Annotated in this window: 27 protein-coding genes and 1 pseudogene; 12 read left to right on the forward strand and 16 right to left on the reverse strand. The window is 72.9% G+C overall.

Annotated elements, in window-relative coordinates:
• Positions 1-28 precede the first annotated feature (28 nt).
• Together IAG44_RS02700 and mgrA are read right to left on the reverse strand one after the other, a co-directional pair.
• Complete coding sequence (locus IAG44_RS02700; RefSeq protein ID WP_187745527.1) at positions 29-439, reverse strand: hypothetical protein; 411 nt, start codon at positions 437-439, stop codon at positions 29-31.
• 404 nt (positions 440-843) lie between these two features.
• Positions 844-1,839 (reverse strand): L-glyceraldehyde 3-phosphate reductase, encoded by a 996-nt coding sequence (gene mgrA, locus IAG44_RS02705; protein WP_187745528.1) that lies wholly within the window; start codon positions 1,837-1,839, stop codon positions 844-846.
• A 115-nt stretch (positions 1,840-1,954) separates the two neighbouring features.
• On the opposite strand from mgrA, the gene IAG44_RS02710 reads away from it, so the two are divergent.
• Positions 1,955-2,839, forward strand: a complete 885-nt coding sequence (locus IAG44_RS02710) for a LysR family transcriptional regulator (RefSeq protein ID WP_187745529.1) — start codon at positions 1,955-1,957, stop codon at positions 2,837-2,839.
• Positions 2,840-2,864: 25 nt separating this feature from the next.
• Entirely contained in the window at positions 2,865-3,380 is a 516-nt protein-coding gene (locus tag IAG44_RS02715) for a mycothiol transferase (RefSeq protein WP_187745530.1), read from the forward strand.
• Here IAG44_RS02715 and IAG44_RS02720 read toward each other — a convergent pair.
• Complete coding sequence (locus IAG44_RS02720; RefSeq protein ID WP_187745531.1) at positions 3,362-4,441, reverse strand: adenosine deaminase; 1,080 nt, start codon at positions 4,439-4,441, stop codon at positions 3,362-3,364. The two genes, IAG44_RS02715 and IAG44_RS02720, sit on opposite strands and share 19 nt — an antisense overlap.
• Positions 4,442-4,766: 325 nt before the next feature.
• A complete protein-coding gene (locus IAG44_RS02725; RefSeq protein WP_187745532.1) occupies positions 4,767-5,153 on the reverse strand; it encodes a VOC family protein in 387 nt (128 codons plus the stop codon).
• 178 nt (positions 5,154-5,331) lie between these two features.
• Here IAG44_RS02725 and IAG44_RS02730 point away from each other — a divergent pair, with 178 nt between their 5' ends.
• Positions 5,332-5,796, forward strand: coding sequence for a pyridoxamine 5'-phosphate oxidase family protein (locus IAG44_RS02730; protein ID WP_187745533.1), 465 nt, complete (start codon positions 5,332-5,334; stop codon positions 5,794-5,796).
• Here the strand turns inward: IAG44_RS02730 and IAG44_RS02735 are convergent.
• The 4 genes from IAG44_RS02735 to IAG44_RS02750 all read right to left on the reverse strand — a co-directional run bounded on the left by IAG44_RS02735 (position 5,793) and on the right by IAG44_RS02750 (position 9,152).
• Positions 5,793-6,299: a GNAT family N-acetyltransferase gene (locus IAG44_RS02735; protein ID WP_246561393.1), complete on the reverse strand. Its 507-nt coding sequence runs from the start codon at positions 6,297-6,299 to the stop codon at positions 5,793-5,795. The genes IAG44_RS02730 and IAG44_RS02735 overlap by 4 nt on opposite strands.
• Positions 6,300-6,310: 11 nt before the next feature.
• Entirely contained in the window at positions 6,311-7,222 is a 912-nt protein-coding gene (locus tag IAG44_RS02740) for an aldo/keto reductase (RefSeq protein ID WP_187745535.1), read from the reverse strand.
• A 20-nt stretch (positions 7,223-7,242) separates the two neighbouring features.
• On the reverse strand, positions 7,243-8,565 hold the full coding sequence (locus IAG44_RS02745; protein ID WP_187745536.1) for an aldehyde dehydrogenase family protein: 1,323 nt from the start codon (positions 8,563-8,565) through the stop codon (positions 7,243-7,245).
• Positions 8,566-8,714: 149 nt separating this feature from the next.
• Positions 8,715-9,152 carry a MarR family winged helix-turn-helix transcriptional regulator gene (locus tag IAG44_RS02750; protein WP_187745537.1) on the reverse strand — a complete coding sequence of 146 codons (438 nt, stop codon included), beginning with the start codon at positions 9,150-9,152 and terminating at the stop codon, positions 8,715-8,717.
• Between the two features lie 77 nt (positions 9,153-9,229).
• Between IAG44_RS02750 and IAG44_RS02755 the strand changes: the two genes are divergently transcribed.
• Positions 9,230-10,294 (forward strand): substrate-binding domain-containing protein, encoded by a 1,065-nt coding sequence (locus IAG44_RS02755; protein WP_187745538.1) that lies wholly within the window; start codon positions 9,230-9,232, stop codon positions 10,292-10,294.
• A gap of 14 nt (positions 10,295-10,308) precedes the next feature.
• Positions 10,309-11,331 (forward strand): acyl-CoA dehydrogenase family protein, encoded by a 1,023-nt coding sequence (locus tag IAG44_RS02760; RefSeq protein WP_187745539.1) that lies wholly within the window; start codon positions 10,309-10,311, stop codon positions 11,329-11,331.
• Positions 11,332-11,349: 18 nt separating this feature from the next.
• Here IAG44_RS02760 and IAG44_RS02765 read toward each other — a convergent pair whose 3' ends face one another.
• Together IAG44_RS02765 and IAG44_RS44670 are read right to left on the reverse strand one after the other, a co-directional pair.
• Entirely contained in the window at positions 11,350-12,492 is a 1,143-nt protein-coding gene (locus tag IAG44_RS02765) for an LLM class flavin-dependent oxidoreductase (protein WP_187745540.1), read from the reverse strand.
• Between the two features lie 38 nt (positions 12,493-12,530).
• On the reverse strand, positions 12,531-12,614 hold the full coding sequence (locus IAG44_RS44670; RefSeq protein WP_425508510.1) for a putative leader peptide: 84 nt from the start codon (positions 12,612-12,614) through the stop codon (positions 12,531-12,533).
• A gap of 117 nt (positions 12,615-12,731) precedes the next feature.
• Between IAG44_RS44670 and IAG44_RS02770 the strand changes: the two genes are divergently transcribed.
• Positions 12,732-13,172 carry an SPW repeat protein gene (locus IAG44_RS02770; RefSeq protein WP_187745541.1) on the forward strand — a complete coding sequence of 147 codons (441 nt, stop codon included), beginning with the start codon at positions 12,732-12,734 and terminating at the stop codon, positions 13,170-13,172.
• Positions 13,173-13,266: 94 nt separating this feature from the next.
• On the opposite strand, the pseudogene IAG44_RS02775 reads toward IAG44_RS02770, so the two are convergent.
• Positions 13,267-14,208, reverse strand: a pseudogene (locus IAG44_RS02775) (hydrolase); the annotation flags it as partial.
• Between the two features lie 221 nt (positions 14,209-14,429).
• Here IAG44_RS02775 and IAG44_RS02780 point away from each other — a divergent pair.
• Positions 14,430-14,717, forward strand: a complete 288-nt coding sequence (locus tag IAG44_RS02780; protein WP_187745543.1) for a GlsB/YeaQ/YmgE family stress response membrane protein — start codon at positions 14,430-14,432, stop codon at positions 14,715-14,717.
• A 301-nt stretch (positions 14,718-15,018) separates the two neighbouring features.
• On the opposite strand, the gene IAG44_RS02785 is transcribed toward IAG44_RS02780, so the two are convergent.
• A complete protein-coding gene (locus IAG44_RS02785; protein WP_187745544.1) occupies positions 15,019-15,795 on the reverse strand; it encodes a GNAT family N-acetyltransferase in 777 nt (258 codons plus the stop codon).
• Positions 15,796-15,868: 73 nt separating this feature from the next.
• Between IAG44_RS02785 and IAG44_RS02790 the strand changes: the two genes are divergently transcribed.
• Positions 15,869-16,345 (forward strand): nucleoside deaminase, encoded by a 477-nt coding sequence (locus IAG44_RS02790; RefSeq protein WP_187745545.1) that lies wholly within the window; start codon positions 15,869-15,871, stop codon positions 16,343-16,345.
• A 406-nt stretch (positions 16,346-16,751) separates the two neighbouring features.
• Here the strand turns inward: IAG44_RS02790 and IAG44_RS02795 are convergent, their stop codons facing one another.
• A complete protein-coding gene (locus IAG44_RS02795; RefSeq protein ID WP_187745546.1) occupies positions 16,752-17,429 on the reverse strand; it encodes a chaplin in 678 nt (225 codons plus the stop codon).
• Between the two features lie 316 nt (positions 17,430-17,745).
• On the opposite strand from IAG44_RS02795, the gene IAG44_RS02800 reads away from it, so the two are divergent.
• Both IAG44_RS02800 and IAG44_RS02805 read left to right on the forward strand, forming a co-directional pair.
• On the forward strand, positions 17,746-18,771 hold the full coding sequence (locus IAG44_RS02800; protein WP_187745547.1) for a Gfo/Idh/MocA family protein: 1,026 nt from the start codon (positions 17,746-17,748) through the stop codon (positions 18,769-18,771).
• Between the two features lie 266 nt (positions 18,772-19,037).
• Complete coding sequence (locus IAG44_RS02805) at positions 19,038-20,393, forward strand: SpoIIE family protein phosphatase (protein ID WP_187745548.1); 1,356 nt, start codon at positions 19,038-19,040, stop codon at positions 20,391-20,393.
• 6 nt (positions 20,394-20,399) lie between these two features.
• Here the strand turns inward: IAG44_RS02805 and IAG44_RS02810 are convergent, their stop codons facing one another.
• Positions 20,400-21,893, reverse strand: coding sequence for a DNA-binding protein NsdB (locus IAG44_RS02810; RefSeq protein WP_187745549.1), 1,494 nt, complete (start codon positions 21,891-21,893; stop codon positions 20,400-20,402).
• Positions 21,894-22,127: 234 nt separating this feature from the next.
• Between IAG44_RS02810 and IAG44_RS02815 the strand changes: the two genes are divergently transcribed.
• Positions 22,128-23,240 carry an aminoglycoside phosphotransferase family protein gene (locus IAG44_RS02815; RefSeq protein ID WP_187745550.1) on the forward strand — a complete coding sequence of 371 codons (1,113 nt, stop codon included), beginning with the start codon at positions 22,128-22,130 and terminating at the stop codon, positions 23,238-23,240.
• 240 nt (positions 23,241-23,480) lie between these two features.
• Positions 23,481-25,403 (forward strand): N-acetylmuramoyl-L-alanine amidase, encoded by a 1,923-nt coding sequence (locus IAG44_RS02820; protein WP_187745551.1) that lies wholly within the window; start codon positions 23,481-23,483, stop codon positions 25,401-25,403.
• Between the two features lie 18 nt (positions 25,404-25,421).
• On the opposite strand, the gene IAG44_RS02825 is transcribed toward IAG44_RS02820, so the two are convergent.
• Together IAG44_RS02825 and IAG44_RS02830 are read right to left on the reverse strand one after the other, a co-directional pair.
• Positions 25,422-25,919 carry a hypothetical protein gene (locus IAG44_RS02825; protein ID WP_010357694.1) on the reverse strand — a complete coding sequence of 166 codons (498 nt, stop codon included), beginning with the start codon at positions 25,917-25,919 and terminating at the stop codon, positions 25,422-25,424.
• Between the two features lie 148 nt (positions 25,920-26,067).
• On the reverse strand, positions 26,068-26,310 hold the full coding sequence (locus IAG44_RS02830) for a DUF397 domain-containing protein (protein WP_187745552.1): 243 nt from the start codon (positions 26,308-26,310) through the stop codon (positions 26,068-26,070).
• Positions 26,311-26,428 lie beyond the last annotated feature (118 nt).

Here is a 26,428-nt window from a genome sequence, read left to right on the forward strand (position 1 = left end):
GCCCATTCGTGCGCCCCTCGGAGGCGCCTCAGCCGACCGGCATCACCAGCGCCGGGATCGTCCGCTGCATCCGCAGCGCGTCCACCGACTCCGCGAGGAGTTCGTACTCGGTGGTGTCGTCGCTCAGGGCGACCCGGACCAGCCGGCCGACCGCCAACTCGTCGGCCACCAGCTCCTGTTGGCCCATGTCGGCGCACCAGGCGCGCAGCGCGCCGGGGACGTCGGGGACGGTGTGGGCGACGGGGACGAGGGCTCCGGGAGGGACGGCGCCGCCCTCGGGCTGCGGATCGAGGCGTTCGGCGATCCAGGAGGCCCGGTCACGCAGCCACCACAGGGCCAGCGCGAGGGTCGGCGCGCGGTAGGTGCCGAGCGGTACGCCGATGCGGCGGCCGTCGCAGACACCGTACGCGGTGACATGGCACAGGAATTCGTCGTGCACGTCGTTCTCCCCCGTCGCTCGCCTGCCGGGTGGGTCCCCTCGCTCCCCCATGTGGTACCTGTGCGTGAACTACCCCTCACGACGAGTATGTTCACTTCTAAAACACTGTCACCATGTCTTTTTGGCCAGTCTCCTGGCATATTCGGCGCCCGGCTTGGCCGGAATGCGCGGGGCACCGAAGGGGCTTCGCCGTGACTGTCCGGGGCTGACTCCCCGCGCACCGTGGCCGGATCGCGTCCCGCCCCGCCGGAGCAGGACGGCCGGATCGTTGCCGTCCCGGAGCGGGTGTGAACGGCTCTGCCCGCCCGGTTCGTGACAGAGAGTGCCGGGCGGGCAGAGGAAGTGGATCAGCGGTCACCGCGCCACAGCCGCGCGAGGCGGGAGCGGAGCGCCGACCGGACGCTTCAACCGTTCACGATCTTGTCGATCTGCGCGAGTTCCGCGTCCTCGAAGTCCAGGTGGGCGAGCGCGCCGACGCTGTCCTCGATCTGCCGGTCGCTGCTCGCGCCGACCAGCGCGGAGGTGACCCGGCCGCCGCGCAGCACCCAGGCGAGGGCGAGCTGGGCGAGGGTCTGGCCGCGTCCGGCCGCGATCTCGTTCAGCGCGCGGAGCTTGGCGACCAGGTCCTCGGTGAGGGCGTCGGAGTTCAGGAACGGGCTGTCGCTCGCCGCGCGGGAGCCCTCCGGGATGCCGTCGAGGTAGCGGGAGGACAGGACGCCCTGCTCCAGCGGGGAGAAGACGATCGAGCCGACCTCCAGCTCGTCGAGCGCGTCCAGCAGGCCGCCGCTCTCCGGGCGCCGGTCGAGCATCGAGTACCGGGGCTGGTGGATCAGCAGCGGGGTGCCCAGCTCACCGAGGATGCGGGCGGCCTCGCGGGTCTGCTCGGCGGAGTAGTTGGAGACGCCGACGTACAGCGCCTTGCCCTGCTGGACCGCCGAGTGCAGCGCGCCCATGGTCTCTTCGAGCGGGGTCTCGGGGTCGGGGCGGTGCGAGTAGAAGATGTCGACGTAGTCGAGGCCCATCCGCTTGAGGGACTGGTCCAGCGACGACAGTACGTACTTGCGGGATCCCCACTCGCCGTACGGGCCGGGCCACATCAGGTAGCCGGCCTTGGTCGAGATGACCATCTCGTCGCGGTAGGGCGCGAAGTCGGCCTTCAGGAACTCGCCGAACGCGGACTCGGCGGCGCCGGGCGGCGGGCCGTAGTTGTTGGCGAGGTCGAAGTGGGTGATGCCGAGGTCGAAGGCGCGGCGCAGGATCGAGCGCTGCGTGTCGACCGAGCGGTCCGGGCCGAAGTTGTGCCACAGGCCGAGCGACAGCGCCGGGAGCTTGAGGCCGCTGCGGCCGGAGCGGCGGTAGGGCATGTCCGCGTAGCGGTCGGGGTGTGCGGTGTAGGACAACGCGACTCCATCAGGGGGTGAGGCACAGCAATCGAGCGTTTCCCACCTTTCCCGACCTGCGGGGAGAGGTCCAACAGAAGAATCCGATGGAATTCAGCGACTACGCTTCTCAGTCATGGAACTGCGCCACCTCCAGCACTTCGTCGCGGTCGCCGAGGACCAGCACTTCACCCGGGCCGCCGAACGCCTCATGGTGTCCCAGTCCGGCCTGTCCGCGTCGATCCGCGCCCTGGAGCGGGAACTGCGCGCTCCGCTGTTCGTGCGTACGACCCGCAGGGTGACGCTGACGGAGGCGGGCCGGGCGCTGCTGACGGAGGCCGAGCGCATCCTCGCGCAGGTGAGGTCGGCGCACGAGGCGGTGGCCGCCGTGCAGGGCGTGCTGCGCGGCACGCTGTCCGTCGGCGCCGAGCAGTGCATCGCGGGCGTCCACCCGCCGGGGCTGCTCGCGGCGTTCCGGCGCACCCATCCGGACGTCGAGGTGCGGCTGCGCCAGCACGGCTCGACGGTGCTCGCCGAGGAGGTCGCGGCCGGGCGCCTCGACCTCGCGTTCGCCTACCGGACGCAGGACGACACCGACCAGCTCAGGTCGGTGTCGCTGGCGGTGGAGCCGATGTACGTGCTGTGCCACCCCGAGCACCGGCTTGCGGGCGCGGCCGCCGCACTGAGCTGCGAGGACGTGGGTGACGAGGTGTTCGTCGACTTCCACCCCGACTGGGGGCCGCGCCGGGCGACCGACGCGGCGTTCGCGGAGGCGGGGGTGCGGCGGACCGTCGCCCTGGAGGTCAACGACGTGCACAGCCTGCTCGACCTGATCGACGAGAACCTGGGGGTGGCCGTCGTCCCGAGGCACTTCCGGCACAAGCGGCCCGCGCTCACCGCGCTGCCGCTGAAGGGCGCCGGGGAGCGGGGGTACGAGACGGTGGCGCTGCTGCCGCCGGACGGGGCGCGCAGTCCCGCGGCCCGTGCCCTCATGGGGTTGCTGGAAACCGGGGGCGGCTGAGGCCCGCGCGGGGCATGGTGGTCGTATGCATGCGAAGGACATTCTCATCGACGGGTACGGCCGCATCCGGGAAGAGGTCCACGCGGCGGTCGCCGGCCTCGACGCGGACGGACTCAACCACCGGCCCTCTCCCCAGGCCAACTCGGTGGCCTGGCTGATCTGGCATCTCACGCGGGTCCAGGACGACCATGTCGCCGACGCGTTCGGTCTGGAGCAGGTGTGGCACGCGCAGGGGTGGGAGAAGCTGTTCGGCCTCGACCTGCCCTCCCACGACACCGGGTACGGGCACGGGCCCGAGCAGGTGGCGCAGGTGCGGGTGGCCGGGGCGAACCTGCTGACCGGGTACTACGACGCCGTCCACGAACAGACGCTGGAGGCGCTGGTCACGGTGGGCGCGGAGGATCTGGAGCGGATCGTCGACATCCGCTGGGACCCGCCGGTCAGCCTCGGGGTGCGCCTGGTGAGCGTGCTCGCGGACGACCTCGAACACGCCGGCCAGGCGGCCTACCTGCGGGGGCTGATTCAGAGCGCGGAGGAGTAGCCCGGCAGGACGACGTCCTCGATCAGCCTGACGCGCTCGTCGAACGGGATGAACGCGCTCTTGAGGGCGTTCACGGTGACGTCGCGCAGGTCGGCGGTGCTCCAGCCGGCCTGCTCGACCAGCAGGGCCATCTCGCGCGTCATCGTCGTGCCGGAGACCAGGCGGTTGTCGGTGTTGAGGGTGACGCGGAAGCCGAGTTCCTTGAGCGCGGTGATCGGGTGCTCGGCGATGGAGGTGGCGGCGCCGGTCTGGAGGTTGGAGGTGGGGCACATCTCCAGGGCGATCCGCCGGTCGCGGACCCAGCCGGCGAGGCGGCCGAGCTTGCCGGCGGCGAGGTCGGCGATGTCGTCCGTGATGCGCACGCCGTGGCCGATGCGCTGGGCGCCGCAGGTCTGGAGGGCCTGGTGGATGCTGGACAGGCCGTCGGCCTCGCCCGCGTGGATCGTGAACGGCACGTTCTCGCCGCGCAGGTACGCGAACGCCTCGGCGTGGTCGGCGGCCGGGAAGCCCGCCTCGGCGCCGGCGATGTCGAAGCCGACGACGCCCGCGTCCCGGTAGGCGACGGCCATCTCGGCGGCCTCGCGGACGCGGTCGAACATCCGCATGCCGCACAGCAGGGTGCCGACGCGGACCGGGGTGCCCGCGGCGGCGGCCTTCGCCATGCCGGCCGCGAGCCCTTCCTGCACGGTCTCGACGACCTCCCGCATCGTCAGCCCGCCGCGCGTGTTCAGCTCCGGGGCGTACCTGACCTCGCCGTACACCACGCCGTCGGCGGCCAGGTCGAGGACGTACTCCTCGGCGACCCTCAGCAGGCCCTCACGGGTCTGGAGCACGGCCAGCGTGTGGTCGAAGGTCGCGATGTAACGGACCAGGTCACCGGAGTTGGCGGCCTCGAAGAACCACGCGGCGAGCTGGTCGGGGTCGGTGGTGGGGAGGGTGTGGCCCACCTCCGCGGCCAGCTCGACGAGGGTCGCGGGGCGCAGGCCGCCGTCGAGGTGGTCGTGCAGGACGGCTTTGGGGAGGGTGCGGATGACATCGGCGTCTACGCGCGTAGGCGTCATGGTGCGGGCTCCTTGCGGTCGAGGGGGTGGTGTCGGGGTGCGGTGCGGGAGGTCTGTGCGGGGGCACCCGCCGTGCGGGATCGGTCGAGGGGTGGGGCGGGGCGGCCGGAGCGGGGGCACCGGATACGGAGGGCGCTGGGGCCGTCGGCCCCGGCGCGTCGAGCGGGTCTCGCCGGGGCCGGTCGGCCGGCGGAGCGGCCGTCGAGGTCGGCGCCGACCGGAATTGCCTGCCCGGTGGGCATCGGTCCGGATCTGCGCCGAGGGCCGGCCGTTCGGCCGTCCGCGGCGGCCTCTCCGTCGGGGCCCGCCGCCGGGTTCGCCCTCGTCAGCCCTTCGGCTGGAGGAGGTCCCAGCGGTTGCCGTAGAGGTCCTGGAAGACGGCGACCGAGCCGTAGGGCTCGTGGCGGGGGGCTTCCAGGAAGGTGACGCCGGCGGCGGTCATGCGGGTGTGGTCGCGGGTGAAGTCGTCGGTGTGGAGGAAGAAGGCGACCCGGCCGCCGGTCTGGTCGCCGACGCGGGCGGACTGGGCGTCGTCCTTGGCTCGGGCCAGCAGGAGGGCGGTGCCGCCGTCGCCGGGCTCCACCACGACCCACCGCGAACCGTCGGGGCGGGGCTCGTCCTCGGCGAGGCGGAAGCCGAGGGCGTCGGTGTAGTGGCGGATCGCCTCGTCGTAGTCGTCGACGACGAGGGTGACCAGGGCGATGCGGGACATCGGGGCCTTTCCGAGGTGATCGGCTGGGCTGGTTAGCGGATGAGGTTATACGTAAAACCCAGCGGATGCCAACCTCTGTTTAGACCACTGGTACGAACCTCCAGCGGACCCTTCGGACCACTGGACCTAGGTCCGATGGCCGACGCGCGCACGGCCCCCGCGCGGATACGTTCCGCCCATGACGATCACCGGCCCGGTCAGGGACTTCGAGCAGCGCAGGCGGGACGTACTGGCCCGGCTGGAGAGCGAGTCGGACATCTGGGTGGCCACGGCGGGCCCGGACGGCGTGCCGTGTCTCGTGGCCCTCTGGTTCGTGTGGCACGACGACTGCCTGTGGCTGGCGACCCGCTTCACGAACCCGACCGGCCGCAACCTGCGCGACGGCGGACGCGCCCGCCTCGCCCTCGGCGACACCCGCGACGTCGTCCTCGTGGACGGCGAGGCCGAGTCCTACCCCCTGGACGCGGTCCCGGAGTCCGCCGCGCGGGCGTTCGAGGCCAAGACGGGGTGGGACCCGCGTCAGGACGCCGGGTCGTACGGGTTCTTCCGCGTCCGCCCGCTGGAGGTGCAGGCGTGGTGCGAGGTGAAGGAGCTGCCGCGCCGGCACCTCATGCGGGACGGGGTGTGGCTGGAAGAAAGCTAGGCCGGCGGGTCGTCGCGCAGGATCGCGTAGCGGACGAGGTCGCGCCAGTGGCCGTCGCGGAACGCGGCGCTGCGCAGGACGCCCTCGCGGGTGAACCCGAGCTTTTCCAGGGCGCGTTGTTCGGCGAGGTTGGCGATGTCGGTGTCGGCCTCGACGCGTGGGGCGGTGGTGTGGGCGAACAGGTAGCGGACGAGGAGGCGTTGGGCCTCGGTGCCGATGCCCCGTCCGCGTACGTCGGGCAGGAGCTGGATGCCCATGTTCCAGTAGTACGCGGCGCGGGTGACGCCGGTCTTGTGCCAGGCGACGAACCCGACGGGCGCCCCGCCGGCGGCGACAGTGAGGTGGCCGCCGTCGGGGGTGAGCATGCCGTCCTCGGCCCAGCGGCGGCGGAACCGCGCGGGGTCGGCCCAGCCGAACCACTGGAACGGGCCCGCGAGTTCGGGTTCGACCAGGAACGCCTCCAGGACCGGGAGGTCGTCCTCGCGGACCGGTCGCAGCGTCACGGAGTCACCATTCACCCCGCTACTTTACGGTGGGCCTCCTCAAGTCGGGCCAGCTCTCCCTCGCTCAGCCGCAGCGCGCCCGCCGCGACGTTCTCGACGAGGTGGTCGGGGTTCCCGGTGCCGGGGATGGCGAGGACGTGGGGCCCCTGGGCCAGCGTCCAGGCCAGCCGCACCTGCGCCGGGCCCACGCCGTGCGCCTCGGCGATCTCCCGTACGGCGTCGTCGTGTCGGGCGGTGGCGCCCTCCGCTCCGGCGTCGCCGGCGATCGCGTAGTACGGCACGAAGGCGATGCCGAACTCGCCGCACAGGCGCAGCAGTTCCTCGCCCTGGGGGTCGAACCGGCCGAGGGCGTACCGGTTCTGGACGCTGACGACGGGTGCGATGGCCTGGGCCTCGGCGAGGTGGCGGGGTTCGATCTCGGAGACGCCGAGGTGGCGGATGAGCCCGGCCTGCCTCAACTCCGCGAGGGCGCCGAAGTGTTCGGCGATGGAGTCCTGCCGCATCCGGCGCAGGTAGACGAGGTCGAGGTGGTCGCGCCCCAACTGCCGCAGGTTCTCCTCGACATGGCCGCGCAGGTCCTCGGGGCGGGCCGAGGTGCCCCACTCCCCCGTCCAGTCGCGGAACGGGCCGACCTTGACGGCGATGACCAGGTCGTCGGCGTAGGGGGCGAGCGCGGTGTTGATGAGTTCGTTCGCGGAGCGCAGGGCGGAGAAGTAGAAGGCGGCGGTGTCGATGTGGTTGACGCCGAGTTCGACGGCCGTGCGCAGGACGCCGAGCGCGCGGTCGCGGTCGCTGGGGGTGCCGAAGTGGAAGGCGGTGCCGTTGCCGGTCAGCCGCATCGCGCCGAGGCCGAGGCGGTTGACCGGCAGGTCACCGAGGGTCCAGGTGCCGGAGGCGGCCGCTGTGATCTTCGCTGGGGTCATCGGCGGAGTCTGGCACAGGTTCAGCCGAGGGGCTTGTCCAGGATGGCCTTGCGGTGGCTGAACGTCTCGATGGAGTAGCGGCCGTGGTAGTTGCCCATGCCGCTCTCGCCGACGCCGCCGAACGGCAGGTCGGAGACGGTGAGATGGGCGAGCGGGAGGCCGTAGCCGAGGCCGCCGGAGGAGGTCTCGGCGGCGATGCGGTCCCGGGTCTCGGCGGACTCGGAGAAGACGTACAGGGCGAGGGGCTTGTCGCGGTCGTTGATGAAGGCCAGTGCCTCGTCGAGGCCGTCGACGGTGACGATGGGCAGGATCGGGCCGAAGATCTCCTCGCCCATGACCGGGGAGGCGGGGTCGACGTCGGCGAGGACGGTCGGCGCGATGTACTTGTCGGCGCGGTCGCTCACGCCGCCCACCACGACGCGGCCGGAGCCGAGGAGGCCGGTGAGCCGGTCGAAGTGGCGTTCGTTGACGATGCGCCCGTACTCGCCGGAGCGCTGCGGGTCGGCGCCGTACGTCTTCTCGACGGCGCTCGCGAGCAGCGGCTCCAGCGCGGCGGCGGTCGCGGGGTCGGTGAGGACGTAGTCGGGGGCGACGCAGGTCTGGCCGGCGTTGAGGAACTTGCCGCGGGCGAGGCGGTCGGCGACGACCTGGAGGTCGGCGGTGGAGTCGACGAACGCCGGTGACTTCCCGCCGAGTTCGAGGGTGACCGGGGTGAGGTGTTCGGCGGCGGCGCGCAGGACGATCCGGCCGACGGCGCCGTTGCCGGTGTAGAAGATGTGGTCGAACTTCTCGGCGAGCAGGGCGGTGGTCTCGGGGATGCCGCCCTCGACGACGGCGACCGCGTCGGTGTCGAGGTAGGCCGGCAGGAGGCGGGCCAGGGCGGCGGAGGTCGCCGGGGCGAGTTCGCTGGGCTTGACGACGACCGCGTCGCCGGAGGCGAGGGCGCCGACGAGCGGGGCGAGCAGGAGCTGGGCCGGGTAGTTCCAGGGCGCGATGACCAGGACGACGCCGAGCGGGTCGTACTGGGTGCGGGCGGTGGCGTCGGCGCCGAGGTGGGCGGGGACGGGGGCGGGTTCGGGGCGCAGCCAGTCGGCGAGGTGGTCGAGGGTGTGGTCGATCTCGCGGACGGTGAAGTCGATCTCGGTGCGGTAGGACTCGGTGCTGCTCTTGCCGAGGTCGGTGTGGAGGGCCGCGGCGAGGTCGTCGCCCTTCTCCTTCAGCAGGTCGCGCAGACGGCGCAGTTGCGTCGTGCGCCACTCGACGGGCTTGGTGCGGCCGGTGCGGAAGGTGGCCCGCAGCCGGGCGACGACGTCGGCGGGCTGCTCGGGAGTGGCGGTGGTCACGGTGGTGCCTCGCTCGGGTAGGGGGGGTGTGGTTCGGATGCCATGCGCGGTTCAGATGTATATAGCAACTATCGGCTCCGGTCCAGCATTCCCCGGCCGTACGACTACTTTGCGCCACTCCTTCGCGCCACTCGGTGGTCACACGGCGGTCACACGCGCGTCGCGCCGTCCACCGTCTCCGCGAGGCGGGCGAGCAGCGCCTTCAGCAGTTCCTCGTCGCCCTCCCCGAGCGCGGGCCAGTCGGCGCGGACGGCGCGGTCGAGGCGGCGCCAGTGGTCGCGGCCGCGCGGGGTGAGGTGGACGAGGATGCGGCGCCGGTCGTGCGGGTCGACGCGGCGGTGGACCAGGTTCTGGTCGACGAGCTGGTCGACGAGTTTCGTCAGCGTCGGCGGCGGGAGGAACGCGGCCTCGGCGATCGCCGTCATGTGGTGCCCGGTGTCGTCGGCGAGCAGGGCGAGGACCCGCCAGGCGTCCAGGGAGCAGCCCTCCTCGTCGAGAACCGCTTGCAGGCGGCGGGCGGCCAGCCGTTCGGCCCTGGTGAGCAGGCGTATCAGATCGATGGGCCGGCGGGCGGACGAGGTGGGCATCCTGCTCCTAGCTCCGAGGGGGGTACATCCTATGAGACGCACTGGAGTTCACCGCGAGGACCCGTGACGATGGCGCCATGTTCGCCGACCCGTCCGCCTTCACGGTGGCCCTCGTCTTCCCGCAGCAGGGACCCGCCGGGATCTTCGGGCCCGCCTGCGAGTTGTGCGCGCGGCTCGCCGCCGAGGAGGTCAACCGGGACGGCGGTGTCCTCGGCCGGGAGCTGCGGCTGATCCCGGTCGACGGGGGCGCGGCGCCCCGCGAGGTCGCCGACCGGGTGGAGGCGCTGGTCGACGCCGGGGCCGTCCAGGGGGTCACCGGGTGGCACATCTCCTCCGTGCGCCAGGCCCTCGCGCCGCGGATCGCGCACCGGGTGCCGTACGTCTACACCGCGCTGTACGAGGGCGGCGAGGACCGCGCGGGGGTCTTCCTCACCAGCGAGACGCCCCACGACCAGCTCCGTCCGGCGATGGCGCTGCTGGGGCTCGAACGCCGGGTGCGGCGCTGGTTCGTCGTCGGCAACGACTACGTCTGGCCCCGGCGCACGGCCCGCGCCGCCCACGCGTACGCGCGCGCCACCGGTGCCCGGATCACCGGCGAGGCGTATCTCCCGCTGGGCACCCACGACTTCACGCCGGTCCTGCGCCGCGTCGAACGCTCCGACGCGGACGGCGTCCTCATGCTCCTCGTCGGCAACGACGCCGTGCGCTTCAACCGGGCCTTCGCCGCGTACGGTCTCGACGCGCGCTGTCTGCGGCTGAGCACCCTCATGGACGAGAACATGCTCCTCGCGAGCGGTGCCCGTGCCACCGCCGACCTCTACAGCACGGCCGGCTTCTTCACCTCCCTCGCCACCGCCGGCACCCTCGACTTCCACGGCCTCTACGCCCGCCGCTTCGGCCTCGACGCCCCCTCCCCCGGCAGCCTCGGCGAGTCCTGCTACGAGGGCGTCCTCCTCCTCGCCGCCCTCCTCCACCGCGCCGGCACCCCCGACATCACCCGCATCGACGCCACCGCCCCCACCGTCTCCTACGAGGGCCCCCGAGGCCACCTCCACCTCCACAACAACCACGTCCGCCAACGCATCTACCTCGCCCGAGCCGACGGCCTGGACTTCGACGTCCTCACAGAACTGCGGCCCTGAGTCAGAATCGCCTCATGGAACACCCTCTCCTCGTCCAGGCCCGTCGGCTCGCCGCCGAAGTTCTGGTGCCCCATGCCGAGCGTGTCGAGCGGGAGGGGGTTCCGGTGGGGCATGTCGAGGCGGTGAAGCGGGCGGGGGTGTTGGGGGTCAACGCGCCGGTCGAGTACGGGGGTTCGGGGGCTTCGGCCGGTGTGGGGCGGGAGGTCGCGGAGGTGTTGGCGGGGGCGTGTTGTTCGACGTGGTTCGTGCAGACGCAGCATCACACGCCGGTGCGGACGTTGGTGAGGGGGGAGGCGGGGGTGCGGGAGCGGTTGCTGGGGCCGTTGGCTCGGGGGGAGTTGTTGTCGGGGGTGGCTTACGCGCATCTGCGGGCTTATCCGCGGCGGCCGGTGCGGGTTGTGGATGAGAGGGGTGGGGTGCGGTTCGACGGGCGTGTGCCGTGGTTCACGGGGTGGGGGCTCAACGATGTGATGCTGCTCGCGGGGGTCACCGACGGCGGGGAGGTGGTGTTCGCGTTCGTCGAGGCTCGGGAGCGGGCGGGGTTGCGGGCGTCGGAGCCGTTGCGGCTCGCGGCGCTGGAGGGGGCGCGGACGGTTTCGCTGGAGCTGGACGGGCTGTGGGTGGGTGAGGAGGCGGTGGCGTCGCGGGTGCCGTACGAGGAGTGGGCCCGGGAGGACCGGGCGAAGGCGGCGAACGCGAATCCGGCGGTGTTCGGGATCGCGGGGGCGGCGCTGGAGTTGGCGGGGATGTCCACGGAGCGGTGGGCGGACGTCAGGGGGCGGGCGTACGCGCTGGCGGACGACCCGAACTCCTCGCCGGACGAGCGGTTGGCCGTCAAGGTGGAGGCGTTCCAGCTCATGCAGACGGCGACGACTGCGGCCGTGGTGGCGGGCGGCGGCCGGTCGATGCTGCTGGGCAGCAAGGCCCAACGCCTCGCCAGGGAGGGCCTGTTCCTGTTGGTACAGGCCCAGACGGCACAGTCCCGCACGGCGCATCTGAACGCGCTGGCGCACCCCGGGACCGCCCCCTTCGAGTAACCCCGGGACCACCCCCCTTCAGCTGGCGAACGGCACCTGCGCCGACGTGCGGGCCCCCGGCGCGGACGGATGCTTCCACAGCCCCTCCGCCGCCAGCCGGGGCAGCACCCCCTCCCCGAACCAGTACGCCTCCTCCAGATGCGGATACCCGGACAGCACGAACTCCTCGATCCCGATGGCCGCGTACTCCTTGATCAGCGTGGCCACCTCCGCGTGGGACCCGACCAGCGCGGTCCCCGCGCCCCCGCGTACGAGTCCGATCCCCGCCCAGAGCCCGGGGTGGATCTCCAGCCCGTCCCGGCTCCCGCCGTGCAGCGCCAGCATCCGCCGCTGCCCCTCGGACTCACTGCGGGCCAGCCCCGACTGCACGGCCTCGACGGTCTCGGGGTCGAACCCCGCCAGCAGCCGCCCGGCCTCGGACCAGGCCGCCTCGGACGTGTCCCGTGTGATGACGTGCAGCCGGATCCCGAACCGCAGGGTCCGCCCGTGCTTGGCCGCGAGCCCTTTGATCCAGGCGATCTTCTGGGCGACCTGGGCCGGCGGCTCGCCCCAGGTGAGGTAGACGTCCACGTACCGGGCGGCGACGTCCCCGGCGGCCGGCGAGGATCCCCCGAAGTAGACCTCGGGAACCGGATCGGGAACGCGCGCGAGCCTCGCGTCCTCGACCCTGATGTGCTTCCCCTTCAGCTCGACGGTCTCCCCCGCCCACAGCCCCCGCACGACATCGAGGAACTCCCCGGTGCGCCGGTAGCGTTCGTCCTTGTCGAGGAAGTCCCCGTAGGCCCGCTGCTCGTGGCTCTCGCCCCCGGTGACGACGTTGAGCAGCAGCCGTCCCCCGGTCTGCCGCTGGAACGTGGACGCCATCTGCGCGGCGAGCGTGGGCGAGACGAACCCGGGCCGGAACGCGACGAGGAACTTCAGCCGCTCGGTGTGCTGGCTGACCATCGCGGTGGTGAGCCAGGCGTCCTCGCACCAGGCACCCGTCGGCGTGAGCGCCCCGGTGAACCCCAACTCCTCGGCGGCGCGGGCGATCTGGCTGAGGTAGGCGACCGTGGGCGGCCGGTCCCGCCCGGACGCGGTCACGGACGTGCCATGTCCGCCGCCGACGACATGGCGGCTGTCACCGTTGGTGGGGAGAAACCAGTGGAAGGTCAGGGACATGGGAGTTCCTTGAGCGCGGCGGATTTCAGGGGAGTTGATCAGGCCGCGGCGCGACAGGAGGCGCTGGAGACGCGTGCGAGGTCGACATGGCGTCGCCGCGTAAGGTCCAGTCGCGTGTTCATGCCGTCGATCGTGACAGCCGCCCGTCGAGGCCGTCAAGCACTACACATAAGAGCAAAATAAGAGCACAATGGAGAAAAGCGGCGTTATTTCCGCTATGACGTCAAAGGAGACGAATCATGGCCAACGTCTCGCCCACCAGAGGTGACATATCGACTCACCCCGATGTCTCCGAGATGCGGGACCGCTACGCCCGCATGCTCGGCGGTCGTGATGTGGCGCTCGTCGACGGGCCGGTGTTCCTGCTCGGCCTGTACTGCGCCGTATCCCCCTGGATCCTCCACTACACCGCGAACCAGCCCCCGCTCACGACCCACAACCTGATCGTGGGCATCGCGATCGCCCTGATGGGTATCGGCTTCACGGTGGCGCCCGCCCGCATGTACGGCCTGAGCTGGGCCATGTGTGCCATGGGCGGGTGGATGATCATCGCCCCGTGGGTCGTCGGCAGCAGCCCGGACACCGGGGTGAAGCTGAACAACATCATCATCGGCGCGCTGGCCGTGATCCTGGGGGTGCTGTGCGCCGGCACGGCGGCCAGGAGCACGAAGCCGTCCTGACCCCGCTCACCCGACCGGGCCGCCCGGACCCGCCGGAACCGTCCAGGGTTCCGCCGGCCCGGGCCGCCCGGTCATCCACGCGTCCGGCGGGTCAGGACGCCTTGGACAGCCAGTCCGTCGCGTTCAGCGCGAGGGCCGCGTTCGTGGCGCCGGTGTCGTTCCAGCCGTCGTAGAGGGTGTTGCCGGACTGGCCGGTGCCGTCGTCGATGGGGCTGCTGTCGCCCCAGAACGCGATCCGGCCGGAGCCGAAGGTGGAGGTGAGGAAGAAGGCGCCGGTGTTGCCGGAGTAGCCGGAGCGGTAGAGGAGGCCCTTGACGGCGGAGTTGTCGGCGGGCTTCAGGGTGGCCGTCGTGCCGCTCGCGATGAGGCTCTTGGTGACCGTGCCGAAGGAGCCGTGCAGCACCGGGTCCGTGGAGTCGCTGATCGCGGCGGGGTAGCCGGAGCTGATGCTGAGGGAGTCGATGGAGAAGCCGAACGGGTCGGTCGAGTCGACGGAGTTGTTCGTCATCAGGTCGTTCAGGATCTCGACCGCGTCCTCGCCGTCGTTGTTGCGGTCGGCGCCCGTGTGGTCGGAGATCATGAAGAGGCCGCCGCCGTTCTTCACGAAGTTCATGATCGCCGTCTTCTCGGCGGTCGTGAACAGGGTGTTGGGCTCCGGCAGGACCAGTGTGTCGAAGTTCGAGAGGTCGGTGGCCGAGGTCCCGCCGTAGCTGAGACTGGAACCCGACGGCAGCGTCTTGAGGCTGTAGTTCCCGGTCTGCTGGAGCGCCACGCCCCAGGAGGACAGGGCGCCCGTCCAGTCCGTCTCGTCGGACGGGGACGCGTTCTCGCCCAGCGGGTCGGGCTGGCTGGTGGAGATGATCCAGTCCGCGTTGCCGGCGGTCTCGGCGTGCGCGTTGTCGAAGAGGACGCGGTGGGGGGTGGCCGCGTGCGAGGGGCTGGCGATCGTGACCTGAAGCGTGACCCCGGCGGCCAGCAGACCGAGCGCGGCGAGCGTGCTGGTGGCCTTGGAGCGGGGGCGAGCGATACCGGGCATCCGGCGGACCTCCGTGAAGGATGGGGGGGGAAGAGGCGGGTGCGGGTGCGGAATGCGTGCACGTAGGCCCAGGTCGGACGGCTCTACGCGCATTGATCGCTTGAAAGGTACATGGCGATTCGACGGGGAGAGAATCAAGAGCGGGCAATAACAGGGTCGGACTGTTCGGCCCGCCGCAGGGCACTCGCACAGCATCGGGATCCCGACACGAAGGGGCGAAGATGGAGATCTCCGGGATCATCAGCGCCATCGTCATCGGCTGCGTCATCGGCATCCTGGGCCGCCTGGTCGTCCCCGGACGCCAGCGCATCGGCGTCCTGTGGACCATCCTCGTCGGCATCGCCGCCGCCCTCGTCGGCTCCGCGATCGCCGCCGGTTTCGACGTCCAGGACACGGACGGCGTCGACTGGGTCGAGTGGCTGATCCAGATCGGCCTCGCGGCGCTGGGCGTGGCCGCGCTGGACCGGACGAAGGGGCGGACGAAGGGCCGGTCGAAGCGCCGGCGCTGAGCCCTGCGGGCGGCGTGGGAAACGCGTCGCCCGCGCGCCCGGCGCAGGGTGCGCGGAACCGCCGGTCGTCCGGGAACCCGGCGTGCGGGGTGCCTGACCGCCCGCCGGTCCGGCCTCCCTACGCCACCCCACGCGATCCCCCTACGGCGAACTGCCCCGTGCGCCGGTACGACGCCTCCGCGCGCCGTTCCCCCGCCGGTTCCCCGGGTCTACGCTGGACGGACACCGCAGAGGTCCGACACCGGGCCCGCCGACTCGGCTCCCCTCAACGCACGGCGGGCCCACCCGGACGGGGTACCCCTCACGGCGTGTAGAGATACGGCGTCGTCGTGCTCAGCTTCGCGAACCCCAGCCCCTCCAGGATCGGCCGGCTGTCCTCGGACGCGTCGACCTGAAGGAACTCGTACCCCCGCGCGGCGGCGATCCGCGCCCGGTGCGCGATCAGCGCCCGGTACACCCCGCGCCCCCGCCACTCCGGCACCGTCCCGCCGCCCCACAGCCCGGCGAAACGGGTACCGGGGATCAGCTCCATGCGGGCGGAGCTGACGGGCTCGTCGCCGGCGAGGGCGACGACGGCCACGATGACGTCGGGATCCTGGGCGAGGCGCACCCGCAGCAGGTCGCGCAGCCAGGAGGCGTCGCGGCCGAAGGCGCGTTCGTTGGCCCTGACCATCAGCTCGACGCCGGCCATGTCGGTGACGGGCTCGATGCGGACGCCCTCCGGGGGCTCGGCGCCGGGGAGCTGGGTCTTGGTCTCGGCGATCAGGAGGGTTTCGGCGTCGTCCGGCGTGAACCCGGCGGCCCTGAGGCGTCGGCCCAGGTCGGCGGGCGTGTCGTGGGCGTAGGTCTTCCACTCGAACTCGCGCCCGAGGGCCGTGTAGAGGGCGATCTGCTCGGCGATCTGCTCGTCCGCGTCGCTCTCGTCGAGGTCCGACCAGAGGATGCCGCTCCAGCCCTCCCGCGAGGCGATCTGCCGGACGACCTTGTCGGTGCGTTCGATCCGGGCGTCCGTGCTGTCGGGGCGGGCGCCCCGGCGCATCTCGTGGTCGTAGAGGGCGAGGATGTCAGCGTTGTCCATGCGGCCACTCCAACACCCGGGCCCGGCCGCCACAACACAATTACGCCGCGCGAACACAGGAGGTCACGGGCAGATGGTGAAGGAATCGGAGCTGGCGCACCTGCGCCGGGCGGTGGAACTCGCGGCCGAGGCGCTGGACGCCGGTGACGAGCCGTTCGGCTCGGTGCTGGCCGGCGCCGACGGGACGGTTCTCGCGGAGGACCGCAACCGGATCGCGTCCGGCGACCGCACCCGGCACCCGGAGTTCGCACTGGCCCGCTGGGCGGCGGACCACCTCACCCCCGGGGAGCGGGCCACGGCGACCGTCTACACGTCCGGCGAACACTGCCCGATGTGCGCGGCGGCCCACGCCTGGGTGGGCCTCGGCCGCATCGTGTACGTCGCCTCGTCCCGGCAACTCGGCGCCTGGCTCAGCGAGTTGGGCGTACCGGAACCGCCGGTGCGGGGGCTGCCGGTGCACGAGGTCGCGCCCGGCGTGGTGGTTGAGGGCCCGGTCCCCGAACTGGTCGGTGAGGTACGGGAGTTGCACCGCCGCTTCCACCAGGCTTGAGGGCCGCACCGGCTCGGTACGGCACGGCCCTCGGACTGCCGGGGGCTGGGGAGTGGGGCGACCCTCGGAGCGCCGGGGAGGCCAGGGGCGGGGGCGGCCTCCCCGCGCGCGAAGGGGCGACGCGCGGCGTGGTCTCGGCTCGGCGCGGGGCCTGCGGTTCAATGCCGGGGGCTGCGGCTCAGCGCAAGGGGCTGCGACTCGGCCTCCGGCCCGCCCCGCACACAGCTCGCCCCGCCCCACACACGGCTCGCGCCATTCAGCACACGACTCACGCCGCTCAGCGGGCAGGCCCGCTCGGGCAACCGCCCCGGCGTTGGGCGCGGGGAGCCGGCCTCGGGTTCTGCCCGCGAACCGCTGCCCGCGCCTCCCGGCCGCTCACCCCGGCCCGCCCACCAGCCCCCTCACCTCACCGCACCCCCTGCGGCCGGAACCGCCGGTAGAGCGCGGCGCCGCCCAGCAGCAGGGCCGCGCTGCCCGCGACCATCGCCGCCTGCCCGTCGCTGCCGGTGCTGGCCAGCGTCGCGTGGACGCCGGGCTCGGGGGGCACCGTGCGGGGCGGGGAGGCGGGGTCGCGGTGTGGGCCGGGGTGCTGCGGGGCGGGGTCGACGGGGCGGGCCGGCGGATCCTCGTGGGAGGTGTTGACCGCGTCGTTCCCGAACGCCGGGTTGAGCGCGCCGACCACGTTGACGCTGTTCCCGCTGACGTTCACGGGGATGTGGACCGGCAGTTGGACGCCGTTGCCGGACAGAAGGCCCGGCGAGTCGTGCGTGCGTCCGTCGGTGTGGGCCCCGCCGCCGTTGGCCGCCCCCGAGGACCCGGCGGTCTGCGATGTCGCCCCGCTCTCCGAGGAGTTCACGCACGTGTTGCCCATCGCCGGGTTCAGCAGCCCGACGACGTCCACGGTGTTCCCGCACACGTTCACCGGGATGTGCACCGGCACCTGGAGCGTGTTCCCGGAGACCGCCCCGGGAGAGTCTGCGGTGGAGCCGTCCGCCGCGGAGTCGGCGTGGGCGGGCATCGTCACGGCCATCGCACCGGACGCGGCGACGACGGCGAGGACACCGTTTCGGGTCGCTCGTCTCATGGGATCCCTGCCTTCCAGTCAGGGGCGCGGGCGTTCCCGCACCGGACACGGGCGCACCGCCCGCACCGGTTAAAACGCGGGCGAACCATCGGAGTTATGGCTCATCGTCCTTTCACTCCATCGAGTGGCCCGCTTGTCGAACAGGCAGTAAAGCCGCCTATCCAGCTGGACGGGACGGCCTCGACCAGCAACGGGTCGTCCGGTCCGCGAGGGGCACACCGGTTACGTGTCCTCGCGGTGTGCGCGGCGTACGGAGCGGGCCTCTTGACGGTCCGTGCGAGGCTGGTGATCGTCGCCGGGAGAGGAGCCGCAGGTCGTGACGGAGTCGCTGGGAGTCGCCGTGCTCGGGGCCGGGCACATGGGAGCGGACCACATACGACGGCTGGACCGGGTGGTGAGCGGGGCGCGGGTCGCGGCGGTCGCGGACCCGGACACCGACCGGGCGAAGGAGGCGGCGGCCGGCATCGAGGGTGTGAGCGTGCACGCGGAGGCCGAGGCCGCGCTGGACGCGCCCGGCGTCGGGGCCGTGCTGATCGCGTCGCCGGGTCCCGCGCACGAGGCGGCGCTGCTCGCGGCGTTCGCGCGGGGGCTGCCGGTGCTGTGCGAGAAGCCGATGGTGCCGGATCCGGCGGGCGCGCTACGGATCGTCGAGGCGGAGGTCCGGCTGGGGCGCAGGCTTGCGCAGGTGGGTTTCATGCGGCGCTACGACGCCGGGTATCTGCGGCTGAAGGCGGTGCTGGAGGAGGGGCGGCTCGGGCGGACGCTGATGCTGCACTGTGTGCACCGCAACGCGGCCTCGCCGTCGTTCTTCACGAGCGAGATGCTGATCGAGGACTCGGTGGCCCACGAGATCGACGCGGCGCGCTGGCTGCTGGGCGAGGAGCTGACGGCGGTGACGGTGCTGCGTCCGCGCGCCTCCGGCGGGGCGCCCGAGGGGCTTGCGGATCCGCAGTTCGTGGTGTTCGAGACGGCGGGCGGCGCCCTGGTGGACGTCGAGGTGTTCGTCAACTGCCGGGCGGGCTACCAGGTGCGCTGCGAGGCGGTGGGCGAGCTGGGGAGCGTGCGGATCGGGGACGACCAGGGGCCGCTGGTGACGGTGTCGGGGTCGGCGGCGGCCGAGGTGCCGCAGGACTATGTGGTGCGGTTCGCGGACGCGTACGACCGTGAGGTGCGGGCGTGGGTGGCGGCGATCCGGCGTGGGCGGGTGGGCGGGCCGTCGGTGTGGGACGGGTACGCGGCGTCGGTGGTGGCGGAGGCGGGCGTGCGGTCGCTGCGTGGCGGCGGGCGGGTGACCGTGGAGCCGGCGGCGCGGCCGGAACTGTACGCGGGCGGGGCCGGATAGCGCGTACGGGGTTCGAACACACTTGTGGGACACCCGTATTGCGCTGGTGCAACCGGCAACTCCCGTGCGGCGTCTGTGACTTGGAGTGCGTCACGGGGTTGCCCCGGTGGTCCGGAAAGCCGTCCGGAAGGACCGTGGCATATGCCGAGCGCATCAGGTCAAGGTGTGTTGCCAAATCCCTTACACGGCGTCGCGGGCTGTGCAACAGTCGTAACGGCCCTTTCGTCGCCAGCCCCGGCCGAACCGTCCCCGCATCGGAGTGCGTCATGCCGTCCCCTCTCTCCGCGGACCGCCCAGCCGCCCAGCCCGGCCCGGTCGACGCCCTGATATCGCTGGCGCGACGGTTGCGGGGGGACGTGGCCGCGGTGCGCCGGGACACGCAGTCGGCGGGGTGCGAGCCGGCGGACCTGTGGCAGCGCGCGCTGTACGACCTGGCGCTGCATCAGCTCACCGACCTGGACACGCACCTGGCGCAGTTGCGCGACGGGCCCGCCTCGGCGGCGGAGACCGCGCCGGCCGCTCCCCGGCGCGGCTCCCTGCTCAGCCGGGTCGGCAGCGCGGAGTGGAACCTGATGTCGGACGAGGCGGTGTGGTCGGCGGAGTTCCACCGCATCCTCGGCCGCGATCCGGCGGCCCCGGCGCTGACGCTGGACGAGTTCCCCTCGCTGCTGCTGGAGGAGGACCGGCCGAAGCTGACGGCGATGGTGACGGACTGCCTCGTCGACTCGCGGCCGATCGACGGCGAGTTCCGTGTGGTGCGGCCGGGCGGCGAGGTCCGGACCGTGCACATGATGGGCGAGCCCGTGCTCGGCGCTGACGGCTGCACCGCCTCGATGTGGGCGGTGCTGCGGGACGTCAGCGAACTGCGGCGCAGCCAGCGGGCGGTGACCGAGACCCGTGACTCGCTCCGCCGCAGCGGGCGGCGCACGCGCTCCGGGGCACGGCTCGCGGTCGAGACGCAGGAGGCCGCGCCCCCGCCCTGGTGCGGCGTCCTGCGACTCCCGCGCCAGGCGGCCCCGACCCTCGACGTCGCCGGGCTGCACCTGCCCGCGGCCGGCGGCCCTGACATCGGCACCGAGTGGTTCGACACCGTCCAACTGCCGGGCGGCGACACCCTGTTGACGGTGGGTTCGCTGACGGGCCAGAGCGCCGGTCTGGAGGCCACGACGACGATGCTGCTCGGCGCGGTGCGCGGGATGGCGCTGGCCGGGACCGAGCCGGGCCGGCTGCTCGGGCTGCTCGGTCAGCTCGTCGGGGCCGGCGACCACCCGGTGCTCGCCGCCGCCGTCTGCTGCCGCTACCGGCCCGCGACCCGCACCCTGACCTGGGCCCAGGCGGGTCCCGGTGGCCCGGTGCTGGTCCGGGGCGGGGCCGGGCGCAGGCTCGGCGGGCCGGGCGGTCCGCTGCTCGGGTCCGCGCCGGGCGCCGTGCACCGGCCGTCCGAGACGGTCCTCGAACCCGGCGACGTCCTGCTCCTGCACACCGACCCCGACGCCCCCGTCGACGCCCTCGCCGCGCGGCTCGCACGGGCGGGGACGGCGGCCGAGGGCGCCGAGGCGGCGGCAGGGCCGCACACCGGCGAGGACGCGGCGTGCGTCCTGGTCGCGCGGGTGCGGCCGTGAGGCGGGCTACGCCTGGGCCGCCGTGCCCCTGCCTCCCTTCGACTTCGGCAGCGCGAGCTTGATCTCCTCGCGCAGTTGGGCGATCTTCGGGTCCTTCGCGTAGGGACCGGTGAGCCGGTACATGTCGCCCAGCCGGTCCCAGGTGCGCAGGGAGGAGTTGGCGCCCATGGAGCGCAGGGCCTGGCTGGCGTAGTGGTGGGCGTGTTCGGCGTCGCCCGCGATGAACAGCGCCGACGCCATCGACAGGTGGTCGAAGATCATCGACCGCTGCTGGCTGTCGTCGCGCAGGGCGAGGGCCTTGTCGGCGAAGTACTGGGCCTGCGCCGCCGCGCCCGGGTCGTGCTCGGCGAGGGTGCGGTAGGCGAGGCCCTGCATGCCGTACAGGTCGGCCTCGTTGAACAACTGCATCCAGGTCGGCGTGGGCGAGTCGTCCTTGGCGGAGGTGAACAGGTCCTCCGCCTTGCCGAGGGTGCGGCGCATGGCCTGTCCCTTGCCCTCGGCGGCCTGCGCCCACGCCTCGATGGTGTGGAACATGGCGCGGGTGCGCGGCAGGGTCTCGGGACCGGCGCCGGACTGGGCGAGCCGCATGAGGTCCAGGGCCTCGTCGGGCTTGCCGAGGTGCACCATCTGGCGGGCCGCCCGCGACAGGGCCTCGCTCGCGCGGGGCCGGTCCCCGCCCTCGCGGGCGGCGTGGGCGGCGATCAGGAAGTACTTCTGGGCGGTGGGTTCGAGGCCGACGTCGTGGGACATCCAGCCCGCGAGGACGGCGAGGTTGGCGGCCACGCCCCACAGGCGGCGCTGGAGGGGGGCCGGATGGCGGTAGGCGAGCATGCCGCCCACCTCGTTGAGCTGCCCCACCACCGCCTTGCGCTGGAGTCCCCCGCCCCGGGCGGCGTCCCAGGCGCGGAACACCTCCACGGAGCGCTCCAGCGCCTCGATCTCCTCGGTCCCGATGGGGGCGGCCTCGTAGCGGTCGAACCCCACGGGGTCGGCGTTCAGGGGGTGGTCGAGGACGGGAGCGTCGGCGGAGAGGATCGGGTCGGTGTGCAGCCAGTCGTACATGGCGCTGCTGAGTGCTGAGCCCGCGGCGAGCGCGGCGCCCGCGCCCACCAAGCCGCGTCGGTTGAGCATGAGGTCCATTCCCGTGAATTCGGTGAGGAACGCGACCGTCCGGTCGGGCGTCCACGGCACCCCGTCGGGGCGCTCAGCGCTCCCGCCGCTCTGCCGTTTCCCTGTCCGCCCGTGCCGGACCAGACCGAGGTCCTCGATGGTCACGACACGGCCGAGACGCTCGGTGAACAGGGCTGCCAGCACCCTCGGCACGGGGTCGCGCGGGATCTCTCCCGTGTCGATCCAGCGCCGTACACGCGAGGTGTCGGTGGACAGTTGCGGGTGGCCCATGGCCGCCGCCTGCCGGTTCACCAGCCTCGCGAGTTCCCCCTTGGACCAGCCGGCCAGGCCGAACAGGTCCGAAAGTCGGGTGTTGGGATCTCCGCTCACGTCAAGCCCCCAGGTTCTCGGCTGGAGTTGACACTAGCCCCGCCACAGTTGCCGGGCGACTATTCGCCAGGGTTCGCCAGGGTCCGCCACGTGGTGTGCCACGGCCGTTCGGGTGTCAGGTAGGAATGCGCCACCCCGACCCGGTCGTCCGGGATCACTCCCCAGGGTGCGCCCGGGGGACCGGGTCGGGCAGCGCACCTACGTCGCAGGCACACGAAGGGATCTGTCTCGCCCATGTACGCAGCATCGTCCTCCGTGTCCGCACCGCCCCGGCCGCCGTCCCACCCCCGTCAGGGTGCCGGCGCCCCCTATCTCGCCCCCGCCCTGCCCGGCATGGTGAGGCAGCGCAGGCCCGCGGGCGTCGGCACGCAGCCGCTCAGCGGCAGACTGGACCTGTCGGGCCCGCAGGGCGCCCAGTTGCGCGCGGCGCTCGCGTCGGTGCAGCGGATCTGCCCGGAGTTCGCCCCGGTCCAGGTGCTGCGCCGCAGCGGCCGCTCGGTCCTCCTCGTCGGGACGACGGGACGCAAGCCGGCGGTGGCGAAGTGTCTGCTGGACCACTCCCCGGTGTGGACGGAGCGCGCCCGGCACGAGATAGCCGCGTACCGGACGTTCGTGCGGCAGCGTCCGCCGGTGCGGACGCCGAGGCTGATCGCCGCGGATCCGGAGAACTGCGTCCTCGTCATCGAGCGGATGCCCGGCCGGGTCGCCGCGCTGACGCGCCACCCGGTGGAGGCGCCGCCGCGCGCGGACATCAGGGCGGCGCTGACGGCGGTCTGCCGGCTGAACTCGTGGCGGCCCCCGGCGGGCGCGTTCGACGCGCCGCTGGACTACGCGGCCCGGATCTCCCGCTACCACGACCTGGGGCTGCTGACCGACCGTGACCTCGGTGACCTGCAGAAACTCCTGCACGGGATCGCGCAGTCGGCGGGCCGGGGCGGGATGGGGCAGTTCTGTCACGGTGACGCGCTGCTGTCGAACCTGCTGCTGTCCCCGGCGGGCCCGGTGCTGGTGGACTGGGAGCACGCGGGCTGGTACCTGCCGGGTTACGACCTGGCGGTGCTGTGGTCGGTGCTCGCCGAGGCGCCGGGGGCCCGGCGGCAGATCAGCCAACTCGCCCAGGCGGCGGGCCCCGCCTCCCGCGACGCCTTCCTGGTGAACCTGATGCTGGTCCTGACGCGCGAGATCCGCACCTACGAGACGGCTGTGCAGCGCGCGCTGCACGATCCGGCGCCGGCGCACGGCGGCGGTCTGCCGTCCGGCGAGGAGCAGCGGCTGCTGCTGCGGCGGCTGCACGACGACAGCCAGATGGCGCGCAGGGCGGTGCGGGCGGCGGTCGGCACGCGCTGAGCGAGACCTCGCCGGCGGCGGGGATCCCCTGGACCGAGGGCCTGCGGTGCGCCAGAGCGGCGGCGCATCGCAGGCCCTCAGCACGTCGGCATGCGGTCATGGCGGTCATATGGGCACACCGGCGCGTCGCCGTCGCCGTGCCGAGGGGAGCGGCTGTTCCCGGGCATGATTGACGGACCGTCAGCCGGCCGGTAGCAACGGACGTGTCCGGCCCGCGCGATCCCCCCACCGGAGGCCGCATTGCCCAGACGTATCCCCCAGGCCGTCGCCTCGGCCGTCCTGCTCCTGCCGCTGGTGGCCGCCGCCCCGCCCGCCGGGTCCGGCTCGGCCCGGCTCGCGCTGGAGCGCTCGTTCGCGTCGGCGTCGGCCGAGTACGGCGTCCCGCGCAGCGTCCTGCTGGGCGTCTCCTACCTCCAGTCCCGCTGGGACGACCACGCCGGCGCGCCCAGCGTCATCGGCGGCTACGGCCCGATGCACCTGACGGACGCCCGCACGGCCCTGACGTCCGCCTCGCACCACGGCGACGGCGCCGAGGACCCGCGCGGCGACACCGCCCGCCCGCCCCTGCGCCCCGAGGCGCACCTGCCGCGCGCGGTGGACGCCCCACGGCTGAGCACCCTCGTGCGGGCCGCCGAGCTGACCGGCCTCAGCCCCGAGGCGCTGCGCTCGGACCCCGCCGCGAACGTCGCGGGCGGCGCCGCCCTCCTGGCCGCCGCCCAGCGCGCCCTGGGCGAACCCCTCAGCGCGAACCCCGCCGACTGGTACGGCGCGGTGGCCCGTTTCTCGGGCGCCGACGACACGGCGACGGCCGCCGCGTACGCCGACGACGTGTACGAGGTGCTGCGCACGGGCGCCGAGCGCACCACGGACGCCGGTCAGTTCGTCGCGCTGGCGGGGCAGCCGCAACTCGTCGCGGACAAGGGGTCGTTGGCGCACGCCGGGCTGCGCCGGCCGGTGCGGGCCGGTACCGAGTGCCCGAAGGAGGTGTCCTGCGAGTGGATCCCGGCGCCGTACGAGGAGTTCGGCGAGGGCGACTACGGCAACCACGACCTCGCGGGCCGTCCGGTGTCGCAGCCGGTGCGCTATCTCGTCGTCCATGACACCGAGGGCGCCTGGGAGGGCGTCCTCAACATGGTCCAGGACCCGACGTACGTGTCCTGGCACTACACCCTGCGCTCCTCGGACGGCCATATCGCGCAGCACGTGAAGACGAAGGACGTGGCCTGGCACGCGGGGAACTGGTACGTCAACGCGGGGTCCGTCGGCATCGAGCACGAGGGGTTCCTCGCGTCCCCGGACACCTGGTACACGGAGGCGATGTACCGCACGTCGGCCCGGCTGGTGCGGTACCTGGCGGACCGGTACCGGATTCCGCTGGACCGGCAGCACATCCTGGGGCACGACAACGTGCCGGGGCCGACGGCGACGACGGTCGCGGGGATGCACACCGACCCCGGCCCGTACTGGGACTGGCGGCACTACTTCGAGCTGCTGAAGGCGCCGGTGAAGGCCACGGCCGGGGCGCACGGCGGGCTGGTGACGATCCGCCCCTCGTACGCCGCGAACCGTCCCGCGTACACGGACTGTGTGGCCAAGGGGCGGCCCTGCGCGGACCACGGATCCAGCGAGGTGCGGCTGTTCACGGGGCCCGGTGAGACGTATCCGCTGGTCAAGGACGTCGGCCGGGGCACGGCGCCGACGATTGGCGTCAACGACATCTCCTCGCGGGTCTCCACCGGCCAGCAGTACGCGGTCGCGGAGCGGCGGGGCGAGTGGACGGCGATCTGGTACCTGGGGCAGAAGGCGTGGTTCAAGAACCCCCGCAAGCACGCGACGGCCGTCCACGCGTCGGGCCTGGTCGTGCGGGCCAAGGCGGGGCGGGACGCGGTGCCGGTGTACGGGCGCGCCTATCCGGAGGCGTCCGCGTACCCGAAGGGCGTCCCGGTCCAGGCGGTCGTGCCGCTGGCGTACACGCTGCCCGCCGGGCAGGCGTACGTGGTCGGCGGGAAGGTGCCCGGTGAGTACTACTACGCGGTCACCTTCGCCACCGGCTCGCACCGGGTGGTCACCGGCAAGGACATGTACTACGAGATCCAGTACGGGCACCGCGTCGCGTTCGTCCGCGCCACCGACGTGGACGTGGTGCCATCCGTACGGGGGTGAGGGGCGGCCCTGCCGGGTTCAGCCCTGCTGGAAGAGTTCCGCCGGGAGGGGCTTCAGGAGGGCGTACAGGTCGTCCGTGATGGGGCGGTCCCAGGCGGCGATGGTCACCAGGACGTTGTCGCTGCGGTCGAACTGGACGCAGGAGATCCGGCTCTCGGAGAGCTTGAGGCGCCGGACGATGAGGAGGTTGTCGCCCTGCATCACCGGCATGTCCTCGGTGCCGGTGACGGTGACCTCCTCGTCGTTCTCCAGCGCGAGCAGGAGCTGCGCGACCTCGAAGGGGATCTCGCCGTCGGCGGTGTCGCGGGCCGGGGAGCCCTCGGGGAGGTTGCCGATGATCATCGCGGGGCCGCGCCCGCCGAAGAGGTCGTAGCGCAGGAAGACGCCCTGACAGGTGCCGTCGGGGGCGGGGAGGAGGCCGGCGCCGAGGTTGCCGGGCCAGTCGCCCGGGTCCATGGCGAGAACGTCGAAATCGGGGCCGGCGGGGGTTGCGCTTCGGCGGCGGAGGAACGACATACGGCCATCGTACGGGGTTGCGGGGGCGGGTGGCCGGGCGCGGGTCGGATGGCGGTGGAGCGTGCGGACGGGCCCCTGCGCGCGGCACGCGTGGCGGGGCCCGCCGGCTCGTCCCGGGCGGGCCCCGGGCGCGGTCTCAGATCAGGTCTCAGGTCAGGTCGAACTCGCCTTCGCGCGCGCCCGAGACGAAGGCGCCCCACTCCGCGGGGGTGAAGACGATGGACGGACTCTCGGGGCGGCCGCTGTTGCGCAGGGCGATGAAACCCTCGACGAAGGCTATCTGGACATCACCGTGCCCCCGGCTGCCCGGCTGCCACTGCGCCCCGCTGAGATCGAGGTCCGGCTTCTCCCAACCCGCCAACGGCTGCTGCTGGATGGTGCTTTCGGCCACGTCCGTGCTCCTCCCGGTTCCGTCGTCCGCGGGCCAGCCTAGCGATCGGCCGGGGGCGCCGACAGGGCACCTGAGGCGTACCTTTCGTGAAGCCGCGGCACAGGGCTGCGGGGGCCGG

Origin of the sequence: Streptomyces roseirectus (assembly GCF_014489635.1) — a bacterium.
Taxonomy (GTDB): domain Bacteria; phylum Actinomycetota; class Actinomycetes; order Streptomycetales; family Streptomycetaceae; genus Streptomyces; species Streptomyces roseirectus.